We start from the raw sequence: 18,602 nt of genomic DNA on the forward strand, positions 1-18,602 counted from the left end.
GGTAGTTGGGGTCGGTGCTGGTGCGCTTGAAGGGAGTTGTCAGACTTTGGCCGTGGTTCTGCACGGTGAAAGGTCCGCACTGGCCCAGCCGTGCCGGGCGGCGGCGGCGTCGACCGCCGCACGGTCGCGTCCGCAGATCGCGGCGAGAGCCGGCCGCACCGGCAGGTCGAAGACGTGTCCCGCGGTGCGCCACCCCTGGGAGTGGGCGGCGCCCATGAACGCGTACCCGACCATGCCGACCCCGAGCGTCCCTCGCGCCTGCTGCGGCGGCGGTGTCGTGGTCGCGCTCTGCGGTTCCGTCTCCTGCTCTTGACTACGGGCCATGCGGACTTCCTCCTCGTCGGTGTGCGGTAACGGGCCGGGGGACGCGCTCGCCGCGTCCCCCGGAGACCCGGTCAGTTGAAGCCCGTCGGCAGGTACTGGTCGATGTTGTCCTTGGTCACGACCGCGGAGTACAGGGTCAGGGAGGTCGGGATCTCCATCTCGGAGAGGCCGCTGACGCCCTTGCTCTGGCCGAGCGCGCGCGCCAGGTCGATCGCGGACGCGGCCATCGTCGGCGGGTAGAGGACGGTCGCCTTGATGACCGAGTTGTCGACCTTGATGGCGTCCATCGCGGACTTGGCGCCGGCACCGCCGACCATGATGAACTCGTCGCGGCCCGCCTGCTGGATGGCGCGGAGCGCACCCACGCCCTGGTCGTCGTCGTGGTTCCACAGTGCGTCGAACTGCTTCTGTGCCTGGAGGAGTTGGGCCATCTTCGCCTGGCCCGACTCGACGGTGAACTCGGCGGCCTGGCGGGCCACCAGCTTGATGTTGGAGTAGTTCTTCAGCGCGTCGGCGAAGCCCTGGCTGCGCTGCTTGGTCAGCTCCAGGTTATCGATGCCGGCGAGCTCGACGACCTTCGCGTTCGCCTTGCCCTTGAGCTGTTCACCGATGTAGTGACCGGCGTTGAGGCCCATCCCGTAGTTGTCACCGCCGACCCAGCAGCGGTACGCCTGCGGGGAGGCGAAGATGCGGTCCAGGTTGACGACGGGGATGCCCGCCCGCATCGCCTCCAGGCCGACCTGGGTGAGCGCCTTGCCGTCGGCGGGGAGGATGACGAGGACGTCGACCTTCTTGTTGATGAGGGTCTTGACCTGCCCGATCTGGGCGGCGGTGTCATTGGAGCCCTCGGTGATCTCCAGCGTCACCTCGCTGTACTTCTCCGCCCGCGACTTGGCGTTCACGTTGATGGCGTTGAGCCAGCCGTGGTCGGCCTGCGGTCCGGCGAAGCCGATGGTGACGGGCTTGCCGGACTTGTCGTCGGCGGCGGGCTGGCTGTTGCCGGCCGGCTCCGCGTTCTTCGGCTCGTTGCTGGTGCAGGCGGTGAGGAGCGCGCCCGTGGAGACGGCTGCGGCTCCGAACAGCAGCCCTCTGCGGCTGGTTTCTGGCATGGCGGTCTGACCCTTCATCCGGTGGGTGACGTGCGGGGTGCGACTCAGGACGGGTAAGTGCGTCTTTAGAAGCGGGCAGTTGCTCAGGTCTCGCCGCCGCGCAGGGTACGGCGCTGGACGAGGACGGCGGCGACGATGATGGCGCCCTTGGCGATCTGCTGGACATCGCTCTGGAGGTTGTTGAGCGCGAAGATGTTGGTGATCGTGGTGAAGATCAGGACGCCGAGGACGGATCCGACGATGGTGCCGCGGCCGCCGCTGAGCAGGGTGCCGCCGATGATCGCGGCAGCGATGGCGTCGAGTTCGTACAGGTTGCCGTTGGTGTTCTGGCCGGAGCCGGAGAGCACGATCAGCATGAAGGCGGCGATGCCGCAGCACAGCCCGGAGAGGAGATAGAGGTAGAGGCGTTGGCGCCGGACGTCGATCCCGGCGAGCCGGGCCGCCTCCGCGTTTCCGCCCACGGCGACGGTGCGGCGGCCGAAGGTGGTCCGGTTGAGGATCAGCCAGCCGATGACGGTGACGGCCGCGAACATGATGACCAGCGGCGGGATCCCGAGGATGTAGGAGTCCGGCAGGCCGAGGTTCAGGACCGAGTCGACGGTGACGATCTGGGTCTTGCCGTCGGTGATCTGGAGGGCGAGACCGCGCGCCGAGGCGAGCATGGCGAGCGTCGCGATGAACGGGACCATCCCCCCGTACGCGATGAGCACACCGTTCACCAGTCCGGCGGCGAGGCCCACGACCACGGCGGTGAAGGCGATGCCCGCGAAGCCGTACTCCTGGGTGGCCAGGGTCGTCGCCCAGACCGACGCGAGGGCGACCATCGCCCCGACGGAGAGGTCGATGCCGCCGCTGGTGATGACGAAGGTCATGCCGACGGTGACGACCCCGATGACGGAGGCCTGGGTCAGGATCAGCTGGAGGTTCCCGGTGTCCAGGAACGCGTCCGGTTCGGTGATACCGCCGACCAGTACGAGGGCGGCCAGGACGCCGAGCAGGGACAGGATCCGGACGTCGAGCCGCAGACCGAGTCCGGGCCGGCCGCCACCGCCCGCCTTCGGAGGCGGCGTGGTGACGGGGCCGGTGAGGGCCCCCTTGTCCGGCCCGTTGTGCTGCGCCGACGGGGCGGGCTGTGTCATGGCGTCGGGCTCCCTTCCATCACGAGGTCGAGTACGCGGTGCTCGTCGAGCTCCTGGGCGGGGGCCGTGTGGACGACCTGTCCCTCCCGGAGCACCAGCACCCGGTCGGCGAGGCCCAGGACTTCGGGCACTTCGCTGGAGACGAGCAGGACGGCGAGGCCTTCGTCGGCCAGCCGGCGGATCACGGCGTAGAGCTCGGCGCGGGCGCCGACGTCGACACCGCGGGTGGGTTCGTCGAGCAGCAGGACCCGGCAGCCGCGCAGCAGCCAGCGGGCGAGGACGGCCTTCTGCTGGTTGCCGCCGGAGAGGGTGCGGATGGGGGTGTCCGGGTTGTCCGGCCGCAGGGACAGCTCGCGGGTGGCCTTCCGCGCGGACCGCCGCTCGCCGCCCCGGTCGATCCAGCCCGCCCGGGCGAACCGGGAGAGGGAGGAGACGGAGACGTTACGGGTCACGGACTCGGTCATCAGCAGGGCCTGGGCCTTGCGCTCCTCGGGGGCGAGGCCGATCCCGGCGGCGACGGCGGCGCGGACGCTGCCGGGCCTGAGCTGCTTGCCGCCGACGGTGACGGTCCCGGTGCTCGCCTTGCGGGCGCCGTAGATCGTCTCCAGGATCTCCGAGCGGCCGGAGCCGACGAGTCCGGCGAGGCCGACGATCTCGCCGGGGCGCAGTTCGAGGTCGACGGGGGCGAACTCGCCCTTGCGGGAGAGGCCTTGGACCCGAAGGACGGGCTCGGTGGTATTCGCGGCCGCCTCTTCGGGACGCGGCGGGAAGACGTACTCGACATCGCGGCCGGTCATCATGGCAACGATGTCGCGTGTCGGGGTGCCGGCGGCGGGGAGCCCGACCGCGACCGCCCGGCCGTCCTTCAGTACGGTGACCCGGTCGCCGATGCGGCGGATCTCCTCCAGCCGGTGCGAGATGTAGACGACGGCGACCCCGTCGGCGGTCAGGCTGTCGACGATCCGGAAGAGGTTGTCGACCTCGTCGGGGTCGAGCGCGGCGGAGGGCTCGTCCATCACGATGAGCCGTACGTCGTGGGAGAGCGCCCGTGCCATGGAGACGATCTGCTGCTGGGCGGCGGAGAGGGAGCCGACCGGCCGGGCGGGGTCGATCTCCGGGTGGCCGAGGCGAGCGAGGAGGGCCTTCGCGGCCGAACGACCTTCCCCGGTACGGACGATGAAGCCCACGCTGGTCGGTTCGTGGCCGAGGAAGACGTTCTCGGCGACCGACAGCCCCTCCACCAGATCGAGTTCCTGGTAGATCGTGGCAACTCCCAGACGCATGGCGGCGATCGGGGACTTGAGGCGGACGGCTTCGCCACGCCAGGTGATCTCGCCGCCGTCGGGCTGGTGGGCCCCGGCGAGCACCTTGATGAGGGTGGACTTGCCCGCGCCGTTCTGGCCGAGGAGGCAGTGGACCTCACCGGCCTGGACCTCCAGGTCGACGCCGTCCAGGGCGCGTACGCCGGGGAAGGACTTGGTGATGCCGGACATGGTGAGCAGGGGTGGTTCTGGTGCCATGACGAGATCCCCTCGGCGAACGGGGTCTCCCCTGGCCTTGGCAGGTGCCGGGCGTTCGGGGAGGGCCGGTGAGCGGGCGGGCGCAGGGCTGGAGGTGCCGTGGAGCCGGCGGCATCGCGAGCGGCTGCGGACAGCGGTACGTGAGGCGTACCTGACCAAAGCGGTGGTGCGGACGGTGCTGGGTGCGGGTGGGGCGGGTGCTGGAGTCGGTGTTCCGGTGGGCGTGTCGGCGTCGTCAGGCCGGTGAGAAGAGGTGGTCGCTGATGAGCCGGGCCGCGCCGATCACTCCGGCGGTGGGGCCCAGCTCGCCCAGCACGATGGGGAGGTTGCCGGTGGCCAGGGGCAGGGACTGCCGGTAGACCTGGGTGCGGACGCTGGCGAGGAGGTTGTGACCGAGACCGGTGACCCCGCCGCCGATCACCACCAGACCGGGATTGAAGAAGCTGACGAGGCCGGCGATGACCTGCCCGACCCGGTTGCCGCCTTCGCGGATCAGGTCGAGCGCGGCCGCGTCCCCGGCCGCCGCGGCGGCGGCCACGTCGGCGGCGGTGAGGCGTCCGGCCGCCTCCAGCCGGGCCGCGAGCTCGGGTGAGCGGCCCTCACGGGCGGCGTCCTCCGCGTCGCGGGCCAGGGCGGCCCCGCTGAAGTGGGCTTCCAGGCAGCCCTTGTTGCCGCAGGCGCAGGCCCGGCCGTCCGGTTCCACCTGGATGTGCCCGATGTCCCCGGCGCTGCCCGTCGTACCCCGGTAGACCTCACCGCCGACGACGATCCCGCAGCCGATGCCCGTACCGATCTTGACGCACAGGAAGTCGCCCACGGAGCGGGCGACGCCCGCGTGCTGCTCCCCCATCGCCATGAGGTTCACGTCGTTGTCGACCATGACGGGGCAGCCCAGATCCTGACTGAGCGCCTCGCGGACCGGGAACCCGTCCCAGCCGGGCATGATCGGCGGCGCGACCGGCACGCCCTCGGGGAAGCGGACGGGCCCGGGGACCCCGATGCCCGCGCCGTCGAAGCCCTCGGCGAGGCCGGAGGCCCGGAGCTTGGCCGCCATCGCCAGGGCCTGCTCGAAGACCGCGACTGGGCCCTCGCGCACGTCCATCGGCTGGTTGAGGTGCCCCAGGACCTCCAACTCCGCGTTGGTGACGGCCACATCGATGGAGGTGGCGCCGATGTCGACCCCGAGGAAGCGCAGTTCGGGGGCGAGCCGGATGTTGTGCGAGCGGCGCCCGCCACGGGATGCGGCGAGCCCGTCGGCCACGACCAGGCCGGTCTCCAGCAGCCGGTCCACCTCGACGGCGAGCTTGGAGCGCGAGAGGTCGACCTGGTCACCCAGCTGGGCACGGGAGTTGGGGCCCCCGTCGCGCAGCAGCCGGAGCAGCCGCGCCTGATGTGTGTTTGCGGGTCGTGCCGTCATACGTCTCACGCGTCCCTCCCCGCCACATCCGGCCAGTCCGTCGGGCTTTCGAGGGGAACGTAGCAGCGCTTTCCCGGAGTGGGAAGAAGTTGCGCAGGAATCAGCCCGAACTTTCTCCACACCCAGGACAAAGCCTTCGCAGACGTGGGAGGGGAGCGCTCAGGGGCAGCGGATCACCTGTCCGGCGTACGAGAGGTTTCCGCCGAAACCGAAGAGCAGCACGGGTGCGCCGGAGGCGACCTCACCGCGCTCCACGAGCTTGGAGAGTGCCATGGGGATGGAGGCAGCGGAGGTGTTGCCGGAGTCGACCACGTCCCGCGCGATGACCGCGTTGACCGCGCCGATCTTCCGGGCCACCGGCTCGATGATCCGCAGGTTGGCCTGGTGGAGGACGACGGCGGCCAGGTCCTCCGGGGTGATGCCCGCCTTCTCGCAGACCTTGCGGGCGATCGGGGGCAGCTGGGTGGTGGCCCAGCGGTAGACGGACTGGCCCTCCTGCGCGAAGCGCGGCGGCGTCCCCTCGATCCGTACGGCGTTGCCCATCTCCGGCACCGAACCCCACAGCACCGGCCCGATCCCCGGGCCGCCCGGGGTGTCGGGGGCGGACGGGTCGGCGGTGACGACGGCGGCGCCCGCGCCGTCGCCGAGCAGGACGCAGGTGGTGCGGTCGGTCCAGTCGGCGATGTCGCCCATCTTGTCGGCACCGATGACCAGCGCCCGGGTCGCCGCACCGGCCCTGATCGTGTGGTCGGCGACGGCAAGGGCGTGGGTGAAGCCCGAGCAGACCACGTTGATGTCCATCACTGCGGGTGACTCCATGCCGAGCCGCGCCGCGACCCGGGCCGACATGCTCGGGGAGCGGTCGATCGCGGTGGAGGTCGCCACCAGTACCAGATCGATGTCGGAGGGCTGGAGTCCGGCGGCGGCCAGCGCCTTGGCGCCGGCGTGCGCGGCCAGCTCGTCGACCGGCTCGTCGGGGCCGCCCACGTGCCGGGTCTTGATGCCGACCCGGCTCGTGATCCACTCGTCGCTCGTGTCGACCATGGCCGCCAGATCGTCGTTGGTGAGCACCTTGGCGGGCTGATAGTGGCCGAGCGCCACGACACGTGAGCCGGTCATACGGGTTCCCATCGTTACGTAGGGCAGGAAACATCCAGTCTTGGTGGCTACCGTCCGGTACGGGGGCACGTGATCCCACAGGAATCCGGCCCGCACGTTGGAGCATTGACAACAGCCTCACCTGCGTGCTCCCCCCGACCGTCCGTTCGGGTGGACGGCGGAGCGAGCGGTGACGGCACCGCGTGTGCAGGACAATGACAGGGCCAGGCCCGGCCCGAACCACGGCCGGAAGCTCCGCACACCGACAGAATCGGGTTCAGCCTCATGGGACGGGTCACCGAGCGCCGCCGCACCCTCCGCATCCGGGACGGGGCCGTCTCCTCCCGCGCCGACACGCTCGTCGCGGAGGAGCCCCTGGAGATCCGGCTGAACGGAAAGCCGCTGGCCATCACGATGCGCACACCCGGTGACGACTTCGCGCTGGCGGCCGGGTTCCTGGTGAGCGAGGGCGTGATCGCCGAGAGCGACGAGGTGCAGTCCATCGTCTACTGCGCCGGGGCAACGGCTGACGGCGTGAACACGTACAACGTGGTGGACGTGAAGCTCGCGCCCGGGGTCGTGGTGCCCGACGTCACGCTGGAGCGGAACGTCTACACCACCTCCTCGTGCGGTCTGTGCGGCAAGGCCAGCCTGGACGCCGTACGCACCACAACCCGTCACCCGGTCGGCGACACTCCCCCGGTCCGCGTCAGCCCGGAGCTGCTCGCCGTCCTCCCGGACCGCCTGCGGGCCGCGCAGAAGGTGTTCGACCGGACCGGGGGGCTGCACGCGGCGGCGCTCTTCTCCGAGGAGGGCGAGCTGTGGGACGTCCGGGAGGACGTGGGGCGGCACAACGCGGTGGACAAGCTGGTGGGCCGGGCGCTGACGGACGGCCGGCTGCCCCTGTCGCGGGCGGTGCTGCTGGTCTCGGGGCGGGCCTCGTTCGAGCTGGCGCAGAAGGCGGTGATGGCCGGGATCCCGGTGCTCGCCGCCGTCTCGGCGCCGTCCTCGCTTGCGGTGGACCTGGCGGCGGAGAGCGGGCTGACCCTCGTGGGGTTCCTGCGGGGGCCTTCGATGAACGTGTACGCGGGTGAGCACCGGATCGCGCTGGAGGCGCGGGTCCGGCAGGGGTGAGGTTCTTTGCGGGGTCAGGTCACCGTGGCCTGCGCCTGTGGCGCGGAGTCCTCCCGGTCCCGCACCGGCTCCGATCCCGCGAGCGCCGCTTGGCGATGACCGCGCAGACCATCAGCTGCGTCTGGTGGAAGAGCATCAGCGGCAGCACGGCGAGGCTCGCGTGCGCCCCGAACAGCACGCTCGCCATCGGCAGCCCCGCCGCCAGGCTCTTCTTCGACCCGGCGAACTGGATGGCGATCCGGTCCTCCCGGCCGAAGCCCAGCCGCCGTGCCCCGTACCAGGTCAGCGCGAGCATCACGGCCAGCAGGACCGCCTCGGCCGCGAGCAGGGCGCCGAGCCGGGCCGGGGTGACCTGGCTCCAGATGCCCGCGACCATGCCCTCGCTGAACGCGGTGTAGACGACCAGCAGGATCGAGCCGCGGTCCACCAGACCGAGCACCTTCCTGTGACGGGTCAGGAAACCGCCGACCCAGCGGCGCAGGAGCTGTCCGGCCAGGAACGGCACGAGCAGCTGAAGCACGATCTGCAGCAGCGAGTCCGCCGAGAACCCGCCGCCGGCGGAGCCGAGCAGGAGTGCGGCCAGCAGTGGCGTGAGGAAGATCCCGGTGAGGCTGGAGAAGGAGCCGGCGCAGATCGCGGCGGGTACGTTGCCCCGGGCGATCGAGGTGAAGGCGATCGAGGACTGGATCGTCGACGGCACCAGGCACAGGAAGAGGAAGCCCGCCTGCAGCTCGGGCGTCAGCACGTACGGAACCAGCCCCTTGCTCGCCAGCCCAAGCAGCGGGAAGACGAGGAACGTGCAGGCCAGGACGGTGAGGTGGAGTCGCCAGTGCTTTCGTGCTCACCCGGCTGCCGGAGATCCTGGAGTCGTTCCGCCGCGAATCCGGAGGTCGAGCTGGAACCTACGGTGGAGCTGTCCGGGACGCTGCACCGGCAGCCGGAGGCGGGCCGGCTGGACCTGGTGCTGGCCAAGCGGAGGACGGGCGACACGCACGGCGAGCTGGTGTGGCAGGACGCGCTGGACTGGATCGGCGCCCCGCAGCTGCGGATCGATCCCGAACGCCCGGTGCCGCTCATCGTCTTCCCGCCGCCGGGCGTCACCCGGGCCCGCGCCCTGGAGGTGCTGGAGGAGCACGGGCGGGCCTGGCGGGTCGCCTGTACGAGTACGAGCCTGAGCGTCCTGGTCGCGGCGGCGCGGGCGGGTCTTGGCGTGATGGTGCACTCGCGGGGGCTGATCCCGCCGGGGCTCGTACCGGTTCCGGCCAGGGCGGGGCTGCCGGAGCCCGGCGGCGTCGACTTCGTCCTGCTGCACGGGGACCGCCGGGGCGCGGCACAGGAGGCGGCGGACGCGCTGGCAGCGGCGATCCTGGCGGGCGGGGACCGGCTGCACCGGGGAGCCGGCGGCTGACGCGGAGGACACGGAAGCGGCTGGCACCAAGGACGCGAAACGGGGGTGAGGCACCCCGTACCGCCGCATAGTGGGAGTGATCACCACGGTCGGATTCGGTGGAGATTTGGCCGCGACCCGCTTACTCCTCGGTCAGAAGTGCGCCCGAGCCTTGCCCATCTGGCCGGATTTCGACGGCTGACCTCCGCGAATGCCATGTCTACGCGGGGTTCGGACCCTCCCGCCGGGCCCCCGGTTGGGGTAGCGTCGCGGCGCTGTGCGGAGCGCCACGAGGAGCAGGTCATTGCGTGAATTCACTGTCCCACCCATGGCTGCGCCGCCTCAGGTCGGCGGTCTGGCCGATGCGGTCTTCGCCTACGCGGAGGACGATCCGCAGCGGGTCGCGCTCAGCCGCAAGGACGCGGGCGGACAGTGGCGGGATGTGACCTCGCAGGCGTTCCGCGACGAGGTGCTGGCTCTGGCGAAAGGGCTGATCGCGCACGGGATCCGGTTCGGGGACCGGGTGGCCCTGATGTCCCGTACGCGGTACGAGTGGACGCTCTTCGACTTCGCGCTCTGGTCGGTGGGGGCCCAGTCGGTGCCGGTCTATCCGACCTCCTCCGCCGAGCAGGTCCACTGGATGCTGCACGACGCCGAAGTGGTGGCGGTGATGGTCGAGCACGAGGACCACGCGATGACCGTCGGCTCGGTGATCGACCGGCTGCCGCACCTCAAGCGGCTGTGGCAGCTGGACGCCGGTGCGGTGGACGAGCTGGTCGGCGCGGGCGGGATGGTCGACGACGAGGTGGTGCACCGGCACCGGCGCGCGGTGACGCCCGAGTCCGTGGCGACGGTGATCTACACCTCGGGCACGACGGGCCGCCCCAAGGGATGTGTGATCACGCACGCGAGCTTCATGTTCGAGAGCGACACGATGGTCGCCCGCTGGGAGCCGGTGTTCCACTCCAAGCCCGGCGACGAGGCGGCCACCCTGCTCTTCCTCCCGCTGGCGCACGTGTTCGGCCGGATGGTGGAGATCGCGGCGGTACGGGGACGGGTCAAGCTCGGTCACCAGCCGGAGCTGTCGGCGAACGCCCTGATGCCGGACCTGGTGACGTTCCGGCCCACCTTCATCCTGGCGGTGCCGTACATCTTCGAGAAGGTCCTGGGCGGCGCCCGGCGCAAGGCCGAGGCGGAGGGCAGGGCGGGGCCGTTCGACAAGGCGGTCGACATCGCGGTGAAGTACGCCGAGGCGCTGGAGCAGAAGGCCTTCGGCCTGGGCCCCGGGCCGTCCGCCGGGCTGCGGATGCAGCACCAGTTCTTCGAAAAGATCGTCTACAAGAAGGTCCGCGACGCGATGGGCGGCCGGGTGCGGCACGCGATGTCGGGCGGCTCGGGCATGAACCGCCGGCTCGGCCTGTTCTTCGCGGGTGCCGGGGTGAGCGTCTTCGAGGGGTACGGGCTGACCGAGTCCACCGCGGCGGCCACCGCCAACCCGCCCGAACGCACCCGGTACGGCACGGTCGGGCAGCCCGTTCCCGGCACGTCGGTGCACATCGCGGACGACGGAGAGGTGTGGGTGCACGGCCCCAACGTCTTCTCGGGGTACCTGAACAATCCCGCGGCGACCCGGGCCACGCTCGATGACGGCTGGCTGGCCACCGGGGACCTCGGTGCGCTGGACGAGGACGGCTATCTCACGATCACCGGGCGCAAGAAGGAGATCCTGGTGACCTCCGGCGGCAAGAGCGTGTCGCCGGCCGGGCTGGAGGAGCGGGTACGGGCCCATCCGCTGGTCGCCCAGTGCATCGTCGTCGGCAACGACCGCCCGTACATCGCGGCCCTGGTCACCGTCGACCAGGAGTCCGTCGACCACTGGCTCTCCATGCAGGGCCGCATGCCGCTCCCACCCGCCGAACTGGTGCGCGACCCGGACCTGGAGATGGAGGTCCGCCGGGCGGTGGTGGCCGCCAACACGGCTGTCTCGCAGGCCGAGTCGATCCGTACGTTCCGGATACTGGCCCACCCCTTCACCGAGGAGCACGGGCTGCTGACGCCCTCCCTGAAGCTGAAGCGCAAGGCGATCGAGACGGCGTACGAGGTCGAGGTCGACGCGCTCTACCACTGACCGGACCGGCTCGTTCACCGACCGGGCCCGGCGATTTTTGGATCATGGGACGGGAATGCCTGGACGCGCCCGTTCGTTGTCCTCGGGAGTACCGACCGACAACGTAAAGGATCGACCGCTCGTGAGCCAGGTCCCCTCCATCACCCTCAACAACGGCCTCGAAATGCCGCAGCTCGGTTTCGGTGTCTGGCAGGTGCCGGACGACGAGGCGGCGAAGGCGGTCGCGAAGGCCATCGAGTCCGGGTACCGGTCCATCGACACCGCCGCGATCTACAAGAACGAGAAGGGCACCGGCCGGGCCATCGCCGCCTCCGGTGTCGCCCGTGACGAGCTCTTCGTCACCACAAAGCTGTGGAACAGCGAGCAGGGCCACGACAGCACGCTGCGCGCCTTCGACGCCTCGCTGGACAAGCTCGGCCTGGACTACGTCGACCTGTATCTGATCCACTGGCCGGTCCCGGCCAAGGACGCGTACACCGACACCTACCGCGCGTTGGAGAAGATCTACGCCGACGGCCGCGCCAAGGCGATCGGCGTGTCGAACTTCCACCCCGAGCACCTGAAGCGGCTGCTGGACGAGACCTCCGTGGTCCCCGTCCTCAACCAGATCGAGCTGCACCCCCAGCTCCAGCAGGGCGAGGCCCGCGCCTTCCACGCCGAGCACGGTATCGCCACCGAGGCCTGGTCGCCGCTGGGCCAGGGCAAGGGCCTCCTGGAGGTGCCGACGGTCGTGGCCATCGCCCAGAAGCACGGCCGCACCCCCGCCCAGGCCGTCCTGCGCTGGCACCTGCAGACCGGAAACATCGTGATCCCGAAGTCCGTGACCCCGTCGCGCATCGAGGAGAATCTCGATGTCTTCGGCTTCGAGCTGGACGCCGACGACCTCGCCGCCTTCGCTGCGCTGGACGAGGGCAAGCGGCTCGGCCCCAACCCGGCGGAGTTCAACCTCGGCGCCTGAGCGTCAGGTTCGCCCGGCGCCCCCACCCCGACCGCGGTGGGGGCGCCGTCGTCGATCCGGTCCCGGCCGTCCGGCCGGCAGTCCGGCCCACTCCGCTCAGCGGACCGTCCCACTCCGACTCCCCGGGGGAGAAGCAAGATGAGCAGCGATCCGGCGCCCGTCGTCGAGGCGGGCACGTACCGCCTGCGCAATGTCGGCAGCGGCCTGGTGCTGGAGGTGTACGGCGCGGCCAAGGGCAGCGGTGCCCGGGTGCAGCAGGGCAAGGACGACGGGACGGCGGCCCAGCAGTGGCGGCTGTCCCCGGTGCACGAGGGCGCGGCCCTCTACCACCTGGTCAACGCGCACAGCGGGAAGCGGCTGGACGTGGCGAACGCGCACACGGAGAACGGTGTCCGCATCCAGCAGTGGAAGGCCAACAACTTCGGCGCCCAGGAGTGGCTGATCGAGCAGCACCTGGAGGCGCCGGGGACGGTGACGCTGGTGAGCTTCATCAGCGGGCTCGTCATGGAGGTCGCCGACCGTTCCGCCGAGGAGGGCGGGACGGTTCAGCAGTGGGAGGACACCGACTCCCCCTTCCAGTGGTGGCAGCTGGAGCCGGTGTCGTCCTGACGGCGACCCGAGGGCTGTCAGTCGCGGCGGCCGAGGTGCACCGTGCGGGCGGTGAGCAGGTAGACGTCGGACCGGTGGTGGATCCCTGCCGGGTCATCGGGGTCCAGCAGCCGTTCCAGTACGGCGCGGTCCTCGGCGTCGAGCAGTTCGCCGAAGACCTCGTACTCACGGGTCAGCTTGGTGATCACATGGTCGCGGGCGGGCGCGGAGAGCGGGGCCGGCAGGTCCAGCAGGAAGCTGCGCGTGCCCTGCGGGGTCAGCCCGACCGCCGCGATCAGGGCGCTCCAGTCCTCCGCCTCCCGCCTGGCGTCCGGGAGCTCGGTCCGCATCCGGTCGAACCGGGCGGCGGAGGCCGCGTCCATCCGGGCTTCCAGCCCGGGCCGCCCGATGCCGAGGTCCCGGGGCAGCCGCCGGGTGGGGAGCCCGCCCTCCAGGAGCGCCACGGTCCCACCGGGGCGCAGGAGCCCGGCGAAGCCGGCGAGGGCGGCGCGCTGGTCGCCCATGTGGTGGAGGGAGTTACCGGCCCAGATGAGGTCGGCCTCGCCCAACCGGGCGGCGTCCTGAGGGAGCTCGGCTTCCAGAGTGCGTACGCGGTCGCTCAGGCCGAGGCGCCGGGCGCGGCCCTTCGTCCGCTCCAGCAGGGCGGGCGTGGGGTCCACGGCGACGACTTCCGCCTCGGGGAAGACCTCGGCCAGCAGACACGTGACGACTCCGGGGCCGCTGCCGATGTCCAGTACCCGGCTTACCTTCGGGGCGGTCGGCAGGGCGGCGATCCAGCGGGCCGCCTCCTCGTACGGGCCGCTGTTGAGCTCGGCCTCCTGCTCCAGCATCGGGCCCATGACGTTCCAGTCGAACTCCGTGCCCGCACCCGCGGCGCGTGATCCGTGACTGTGGGTGGGGGAGTGGGCGTGCGCGTCGTGGTGGCCGTGTCCGGCGTGGCTGCTCATGGCACCACCCTCCCCAGGGGGCAGCGTGCGGGCAAGTTCCGTTGCCGATCCGGCAAGTTTTCGTGGCACGCCCGCTCCACTGGACCGGAACAGAACCCTCCACCCCTTCCGGGCGGGAGATGGAGCCCGCAGACATTGCCCGGACAGAAGAGTGACCGGCATATTGCCCGGACGGGCCGGGGGCCATAACTTGCCTTTATGGAGCTGGAGTTGCGCCATCTGAGAACCGTCCGTGCCATCGCCGAAACCGGCAGCCTCACCAAGGCAGCCGCCACGCTGGGCCTCGCCCAGCCCGCTCTCAGCGCCCAGCTGCGGCGGATCGAGAAGGCCCTGGGCGGCACGCTCTTCGAGCGTGATCACACCGGTGCCCGCGCCACTCCGCTCGGGGAGCTGGTGCTGGAGCGGGCCCGGGTCGTGCTGCCCGCGGTGAGCGAACTCCAGGCAGAGGCGGTGCGGTTCGCCAACGCCACCGGTCCGCTGGAGCGGTTCCGGCTCGGTGGTACGCACGGCCCGCTGCTCGGCGGTCTGGTCGACCGGATCGCCACGGCGCACCCGGCGGCGCCGGTCACCACGTACACCGCGTGGTCGGTGGACGAGATCGCCGCCCTGACGATCGACGGGCGCCTGGACTTCGCGCTGATCGGCACGTGCGGCGAGAGCCCGCCGCCCCTGGCCGAGCGGCTGGTCTGGGAGGTGGTGGGGGTGGACCCGGTCTTCGTGATGCTGCCGGAGGACCATCCGCTGGCCGGTGAGGAGGAGCTGGACCTCGCCTCGCTGGCGGACCAGTGCTGGGCCGACGTTCCGGGGGACGGCTGTTTCGCCGACTGTTTCGCCACGGCCTGCGCTCGCGCCGGTTTCACCCCGGTGTCGGTGTACGAGACGGACACCTCGTCCGTCGTCCATCTGGTGCAGGTCGGGCGGGCGATCGGGCTGTGCCGGGCGACGTTCCCGCCGGTCCCCGGCCTGGTGACCCGGCCGCTCGCCGGTGCGCCGCTCAGTTGGCGGCACCTGCTGGGCTGGCACCCGCACTCCCCCGCGGCGGACGCCGCGGCGGTGGCGGTGGCCGGTCAGACCCGAGCTGCGTACGCGGAGGCCGTGTCACGCAGCCCCGTCTACGCACGGTGGCTCGCCGGGAATCCGCGGTTCGGGCTGGTGAGCTGACCTCCGTCGTACCCGCTACTGCGCGCCGTGGGCCGGTGCGGCCGACTCGACCCGGGTGGCCAGCTCCAGGTCCTTCTCCGTGACCTTGCCACCCGCGTCGTGCGTATGGACGGACAGGGCCACGGTGTTGTACCCGAGCGTCAGATCGGAGTGGTGGTTCAGCTCCTCCTGGATGTGCGCGATGTGGACGGTCAGCGCGGCGGCGGCGAAGTGCGAGGACAGCCGGTAGGTCCGGGTGATCCGGTCCCCTTCCAGCGCCCAGCCGGGCAGCGACCGCAGCCGGTGTTCGGTCTCGGTCTTCGACAGCGGTTCGGCGGACATGGACGGCTCCCGTGGGTCTCGGATATCGGCGTGCGACCGGTCGGTTCGGCCTCGGGGCGCCGGCGGAGTCGATGCGGCCCCGGGGCCGTCGGCGGACCGGCCCGCCGGTGACGTTACGGTCTTCCCATGACGACTGTCTCCCCCGACACGGGGGTGGGTCCGCTGCTGCGCGGCTGGCGGGAGCGGCGGCGGATCAGCCAGCTGGATCTGGCGCTGCGGGCGGACTCCTCGGCCCGCCACATCTCCTTCATCGAGACGGGCCGCTCGCGCCCCAGCGAGGACATGGTCCTGCGCCTGGCCGAGCAGCTGGACATCCCCGTCCGGGAACGCAACGCCCTGCTGGTGGTCGCCGGTTACGCGCCCCGCTACGCGCAGACCCCGCTCGACGACCCCGCGATGGCCTCGGTCCGCGAAGGCCTGGACCGGCTGCTCGCCGGGTACGAGCCGTTTCCCGCGCTCGTCGTCGACGGCACGTACGACGTGGTGGCGGCCAACCGGGGCATCGCCCTGCTCATGGAGGGGGTCTCCGAGGAACTCCTCACCCCGCCGCTCAACGCCATGCGGATCACCCTCCACCCGGCGGGGCTCGCACCGCGCATCCTGAACCTGCGGGAGTGGCGGGCGGATCTGCTGGCACAGATGGAACGTCAGATCGCGCTCGTACGGTCGCCGGAACTGAACACGCTGTACCAGGAGGTGACCGCCTACCCCGTGGCGGACCTGGCGGACCGGCGTGCCGACGGCAGGGGCGCGGGTGGCCGGGCCCGGGAGCGGACGCCGTCGTTCGCGCTGCCCCTGGTGATCGAGCACGGGGGCCGGGTGCTCTCGTTCATCGCCTCGATCGCGACGTTCAACACGCCGATGGACGTGACCGTGGCGGAGCTGGCCATCGAGACGTTCCTGCCCGCAGACCGGGAGACCGCGGCCTATCTGCGCGAGCGCCTTCCGTAACCGTCCGCCCCCTGCCCGGAGGCCGGGCAGGGGGCGGACGGGCGCTTCCCCGGTACGGGGTCAGACGCGGGCCCCGTTGTCGAGCGGCTCGCGCCGGGGTGCGCCGGCGCGCCGGGAGCCCTTGCCCGGTACGGGCGGGGGTGCGCTGGTGGTGCGCTCCAGAACCAGGGCGCCCGGTACGGCGGCGAACACCGAGGACCAGGTGCCCACGACGATGCCGATGAGCAGGGCGAGCGCGAAGTCGGCCAGCGAGTCGCCGCCCAGTACCGCGAGGGCGACCAGGATGAACAGGGCTCCCACCCCGGTGTTCACCGTGCGGGGAACGGTCTGGAGCACCGCCCGGCGCGCGATGGTGGCCAGGGGTGCCTTCCGGTTGCCGGTCCACAGCTCCCGTACCCGGTCGAAGACCACCACCGAGTCGTTGACCGAATAGCCGATGACGGTGAGCAGGGCGGCCAGGAAGATGCCGTCCACGGGCCGCCCCAGCCAGGCGAAGGCGCCCACGACGAGGATCACGTCGTGCACCATCCCGGCCACCGCCCCCACGGCGAACGTCCAGCGGAACCGGACCGCGAGATAGGCGAGCTGCACGAATACGGCGACGCCCAGGGCGATCAGCGCGTTGCGCCGCAGCTCGTCGCCGAGGCTCGGGCCGATCAGCTCGTCCCTGAGCTTCGTGGTCTCACCGCCCTCGGTGGCCAGGGCGGTCCGCAGGGCGTGCTCCCCGTCGTTGTCGAGCTTTCCGGTGCGTACGGAGATGTCGCCGTCGCCCGCCGTGGTGATCTCGGCGTCACCGAAGCCGGCGTCGGCGAGCGTGGAGCGGGCTGTCTCGACGTCGACGGGGCGGCTGGTGGAGTACTCCACGAGCCGGCCCCCGGTGAACTCGACGCCCAGGTCGACCCCGCGCACCACGATCCCGGCGACGGCGACGGCCACCAGGGCGGTGGAGACGACGAGCCACCGGACCGGCTTGCGGAACAGCTGCGGGTCCTTGCGGGTCAGCCAGGTCCGTACGCCGCCGGGACGCGCGATGCCGTTGACGCCCCGGTAGTTGCTGACGAAGCGCGAGCCCGCCGCGATCTCGGTGAGCGCGCGGGCGATGACCAGCGCGGAGAACATCGAGGCGATGACGCCGATGGCGAGGGTGACACCGAAGCCCTTGACCGGGCCCGAGCCCAGGAAGAACAGCAGCCCGGCCGCGAGGAGCGTGGTCACGTTCGAGTCGGCGACGGCGCTCAACGCCTTCTGGAAGCCGGTGGTCAGTGCCGAGCGCAGGGAGCGTTTCGGCTGAGCCTGGCACTCCTCCCTCGCCCGTTCGAAGACCAGGACGTTCGCGTCGACCGCCATCCCGATCGCCAGGACGAATCCGGCGAGTCCGGGGAGCGTGAGGGTGACGCCGAGGCCGACGAGCGCGGCGTACGAGATCACGCCGTACGCGGCGAGGGCGACGACGGCCAGCGCGCCGAAGAGGCGGTAGACGAAGGTGATGAAGAGCGCGGTGGCGGCGGCGCCGATCAGGGCCGCCTGGGCGCTGGCGTCGATGGCGGCGGCACCGAGCGTCGGGCCGACGGTCCGCTGCTCGACGATCTCGACGGGGACCGGCAGGGCGCCGCCCTTGATGAGGAGGGCCAGGTCACGGGCCTCCTTCGCGGTGAAGGAGCCGGTGATCTGGGTGCCGCCGGAGGGCAGTCCGGCCTGGCAGCCGACCGAGGGGTCTACCTGGGGCGAGGAGATGACCTTCTCGTCCAGGACGATGGCGACGCGCCGCCGCTCGTCCCCGGCGGGGTGGCAGGCGGCCTCGCCGGTCAGCCTGGTCCAGTCCTTGCCGGCGTCCTTGTGGAAGTCCAGCTTCACGGTCCAGCCGGCCGCCTGCTGGGCCTCGAAGAAGGCGGTGGCGTCCTTGACACCCGCGCCGGAGAGGCGGGTGGGGCCGAGGTCGAGGCGCGTCCCCTGCTCGTCGGGGAGGATCAGCCGGCCGGCCCCCTTCTCGGGCTTGGACTGGGACTCGGGGTCCGTGCCGGGGGGCGCGGCGCCCTGCACGGCGTGGAAGCTGAGCTGGGCCGTGCGGCCGATGACGGCGGCGGCCTGGCGCGGGTCCTGGACGTCGGGCAGTTCGACGATGATCCGGTCCTCGCCGGAGCGGGTGAGGACGGGTTCGGCGACCCCGAGGGAGTCGATGCGCTGGCGCAGGACCTCCAGGGTGCGGTCGGTGGTCTCCCGGTTCGCCTCGACGGTGGCGGAGTCCTCGGCCTGGAGCACCATACGGGTGCCGCCCTGGAGGTCGAGGCCGAGTCTGGGTGACATGGTCAGCGTGATGAAGACGGAGACGAGCAGCACGGCGGCGGCCAGAACCGCTCGCACCGTGGTGGCGCGAGTCATGGGAATCCTCCGGTGGGGCG

The 18,602-nt window shown here is 71.4% G+C and carries 14 protein-coding genes and 3 pseudogenes; 7 read left to right on the forward strand and 10 right to left on the reverse strand.

Annotated elements, in window-relative coordinates; all coding sequences use genetic code 11:
- Positions 1–72: 72 nt before the first annotated feature.
- From ABZ154_RS22565 to ABZ154_RS22590, 6 genes and pseudogenes are all read right to left on the reverse strand, one after another.
- A pseudogene (locus ABZ154_RS22565) lies at positions 73–324 on the reverse strand (gfo/Idh/MocA family oxidoreductase); the annotation flags it as partial.
- Between the two features lie 71 nt (positions 325–395).
- On the reverse strand, positions 396–1,433 hold the full coding sequence (locus tag ABZ154_RS22570) for a substrate-binding domain-containing protein (RefSeq protein ID WP_356835280.1): 1,038 nt from the start codon (positions 1,431–1,433) through the stop codon (positions 396–398).
- 83 nt (positions 1,434–1,516) lie between these two features.
- On the reverse strand, positions 1,517–2,572 hold the full coding sequence (locus ABZ154_RS22575; RefSeq protein WP_356835282.1) for an ABC transporter permease: 1,056 nt from the start codon (positions 2,570–2,572) through the stop codon (positions 1,517–1,519).
- Positions 2,569–4,092 carry a sugar ABC transporter ATP-binding protein gene (locus ABZ154_RS22580; RefSeq protein ID WP_356835284.1) on the reverse strand — a complete coding sequence of 508 codons (1,524 nt, stop codon included), beginning with the start codon at positions 4,090–4,092 and terminating at the stop codon, positions 2,569–2,571. Before ABZ154_RS22580 ends, ABZ154_RS22575 begins: the two co-directional genes overlap by 4 nt.
- 235 nt (positions 4,093–4,327) lie before the next feature.
- Positions 4,328–5,509, reverse strand: coding sequence for an ROK family transcriptional regulator (locus ABZ154_RS22585; RefSeq protein WP_356835286.1), 1,182 nt, complete (start codon positions 5,507–5,509; stop codon positions 4,328–4,330).
- A 159-nt stretch (positions 5,510–5,668) separates the two neighbouring features.
- Complete coding sequence (locus tag ABZ154_RS22590) at positions 5,669–6,628, reverse strand: beta-ketoacyl-ACP synthase III (protein ID WP_356835288.1); 960 nt, start codon at positions 6,626–6,628, stop codon at positions 5,669–5,671.
- A gap of 264 nt (positions 6,629–6,892) precedes the next feature.
- On the opposite strand from ABZ154_RS22590, the gene fdhD reads away from it, so the two are divergent.
- Positions 6,893–7,741: a formate dehydrogenase accessory sulfurtransferase FdhD gene (gene fdhD / locus ABZ154_RS22595; RefSeq protein ID WP_356835290.1), complete on the forward strand. Its 849-nt coding sequence runs from the start codon at positions 6,893–6,895 to the stop codon at positions 7,739–7,741.
- Positions 7,742–7,755: 14 nt separating this feature from the next.
- Here the strand turns inward: fdhD and ABZ154_RS22600 are convergent.
- Positions 7,756–8,576 (reverse strand): annotated as a pseudogene (locus ABZ154_RS22600) (bile acid:sodium symporter family protein); the annotation flags it as partial.
- Between ABZ154_RS22600 and ABZ154_RS22605 the strand changes: the two are divergent.
- The 4 genes and pseudogenes from ABZ154_RS22605 to ABZ154_RS22620 all read left to right on the forward strand — a co-directional run.
- Positions 8,576–9,149 (forward strand): annotated as a pseudogene (locus ABZ154_RS22605) (LysR substrate-binding domain-containing protein); the annotation flags it as partial. The pseudogenes ABZ154_RS22600 and ABZ154_RS22605 sit on opposite strands and share 1 nt — an antisense overlap.
- Before the next feature lie 307 nt (positions 9,150–9,456).
- Complete coding sequence (locus tag ABZ154_RS22610) at positions 9,457–11,256, forward strand: long-chain fatty acid--CoA ligase (protein WP_356835292.1); 1,800 nt, start codon at positions 9,457–9,459, stop codon at positions 11,254–11,256.
- Positions 11,257–11,377: 121 nt separating this feature from the next.
- The gene (locus ABZ154_RS22615; protein WP_356835294.1) at positions 11,378–12,214 is read left to right on the forward strand and encodes an aldo/keto reductase; all 837 of its coding nucleotides are present in this window, start codon (positions 11,378–11,380) and stop codon (positions 12,212–12,214) included.
- Positions 12,215–12,352: 138 nt separating this feature from the next.
- A complete protein-coding gene (locus ABZ154_RS22620; RefSeq protein ID WP_356835296.1) occupies positions 12,353–12,823 on the forward strand; it encodes an RICIN domain-containing protein in 471 nt (156 codons plus the stop codon).
- 17 nt (positions 12,824–12,840) lie between these two features.
- Here ABZ154_RS22620 and ABZ154_RS22625 read toward each other — a convergent pair whose 3' ends face one another.
- On the reverse strand, positions 12,841–13,770 hold the full coding sequence (locus tag ABZ154_RS22625; protein ID WP_356835298.1) for a class I SAM-dependent methyltransferase: 930 nt from the start codon (positions 13,768–13,770) through the stop codon (positions 12,841–12,843).
- A 198-nt stretch (positions 13,771–13,968) separates the two neighbouring features.
- On the opposite strand from ABZ154_RS22625, the gene ABZ154_RS22630 reads away from it, so the two are divergent.
- Entirely contained in the window at positions 13,969–14,931 is a 963-nt protein-coding gene (locus ABZ154_RS22630; RefSeq protein ID WP_356835300.1) for a LysR family transcriptional regulator, read from the forward strand.
- 15 nt (positions 14,932–14,946) lie between these two features.
- Here the strand turns inward: ABZ154_RS22630 and ABZ154_RS22635 are convergent, their stop codons facing one another.
- A complete protein-coding gene (locus ABZ154_RS22635; protein ID WP_356835302.1) occupies positions 14,947–15,252 on the reverse strand; it encodes a 4a-hydroxytetrahydrobiopterin dehydratase in 306 nt (101 codons plus the stop codon).
- A 126-nt stretch (positions 15,253–15,378) separates the two neighbouring features.
- Between ABZ154_RS22635 and ABZ154_RS22640 the strand changes: the two genes are divergently transcribed.
- Entirely contained in the window at positions 15,379–16,203 is an 825-nt protein-coding gene (locus tag ABZ154_RS22640) for a helix-turn-helix transcriptional regulator (protein ID WP_356835304.1), read from the forward strand.
- Between the two features lie 60 nt (positions 16,204–16,263).
- Here the strand turns inward: ABZ154_RS22640 and secD are convergent, their stop codons facing one another.
- Positions 16,264–18,582 carry a protein translocase subunit SecD gene (secD, locus tag ABZ154_RS22645; RefSeq protein ID WP_356835306.1) on the reverse strand — a complete coding sequence of 773 codons (2,319 nt, stop codon included), beginning with the start codon at positions 18,580–18,582 and terminating at the stop codon, positions 16,264–16,266.
- Between the last annotated feature and the right edge of the window lie 20 nt (positions 18,583–18,602).

The organism is Streptomyces sp. NPDC006261 (assembly GCF_040613515.1).
In the GTDB taxonomy this organism is placed as follows: Bacteria; Actinomycetota; Actinomycetes; order Streptomycetales; family Streptomycetaceae; genus Streptomyces.

Bases quoted from the DNA above. Each gene is read 5' to 3' on its own strand.
- ABZ154_RS22570 (WP_356835280.1), bottom strand. From the start codon at position 1,433: ATGCCAGAAACCAGCCGCAGAGGGCTGCTGTTCGGAGCCGCAGCCGTC.
- ABZ154_RS22575 (WP_356835282.1), bottom strand. From the start codon at position 2,572: ATGACACAGCCCGCCCCGTCGGCGCAGCACAACGGGCCGGACAAGGGG.
- ABZ154_RS22580 (WP_356835284.1), bottom strand. From the start codon at position 4,092: ATGGCACCAGAACCACCCCTGCTCACCATGTCCGGCATCACCAAGTCC.
- ABZ154_RS22585 (WP_356835286.1), bottom strand. From the start codon at position 5,509: ATGACGGCACGACCCGCAAACACACATCAGGCGCGGCTGCTCCGGCTG.
- ABZ154_RS22590 (WP_356835288.1), bottom strand. From the start codon at position 6,628: ATGACCGGCTCACGTGTCGTGGCGCTCGGCCACTATCAGCCCGCCAAG.
- fdhD (WP_356835290.1), top strand. From the start codon at position 6,893: ATGGGACGGGTCACCGAGCGCCGCCGCACCCTCCGCATCCGGGACGGG.
- ABZ154_RS22610 (WP_356835292.1), top strand. From the start codon at position 9,457: ATGGCTGCGCCGCCTCAGGTCGGCGGTCTGGCCGATGCGGTCTTCGCC.
- ABZ154_RS22620 (WP_356835296.1), top strand. From the start codon at position 12,353: ATGAGCAGCGATCCGGCGCCCGTCGTCGAGGCGGGCACGTACCGCCTG.
- ABZ154_RS22625 (WP_356835298.1), bottom strand. From the start codon at position 13,770: ATGAGCAGCCACGCCGGACACGGCCACCACGACGCGCACGCCCACTCC.
- ABZ154_RS22630 (WP_356835300.1), top strand. From the start codon at position 13,969: ATGGAGCTGGAGTTGCGCCATCTGAGAACCGTCCGTGCCATCGCCGAA.
- ABZ154_RS22635 (WP_356835302.1), bottom strand. From the start codon at position 15,252: ATGTCCGCCGAACCGCTGTCGAAGACCGAGACCGAACACCGGCTGCGG.
- ABZ154_RS22640 (WP_356835304.1), top strand. From the start codon at position 15,379: ATGACGACTGTCTCCCCCGACACGGGGGTGGGTCCGCTGCTGCGCGGC.
- secD (WP_356835306.1), bottom strand. From the start codon at position 18,582: ATGACTCGCGCCACCACGGTGCGAGCGGTTCTGGCCGCCGCCGTGCTG.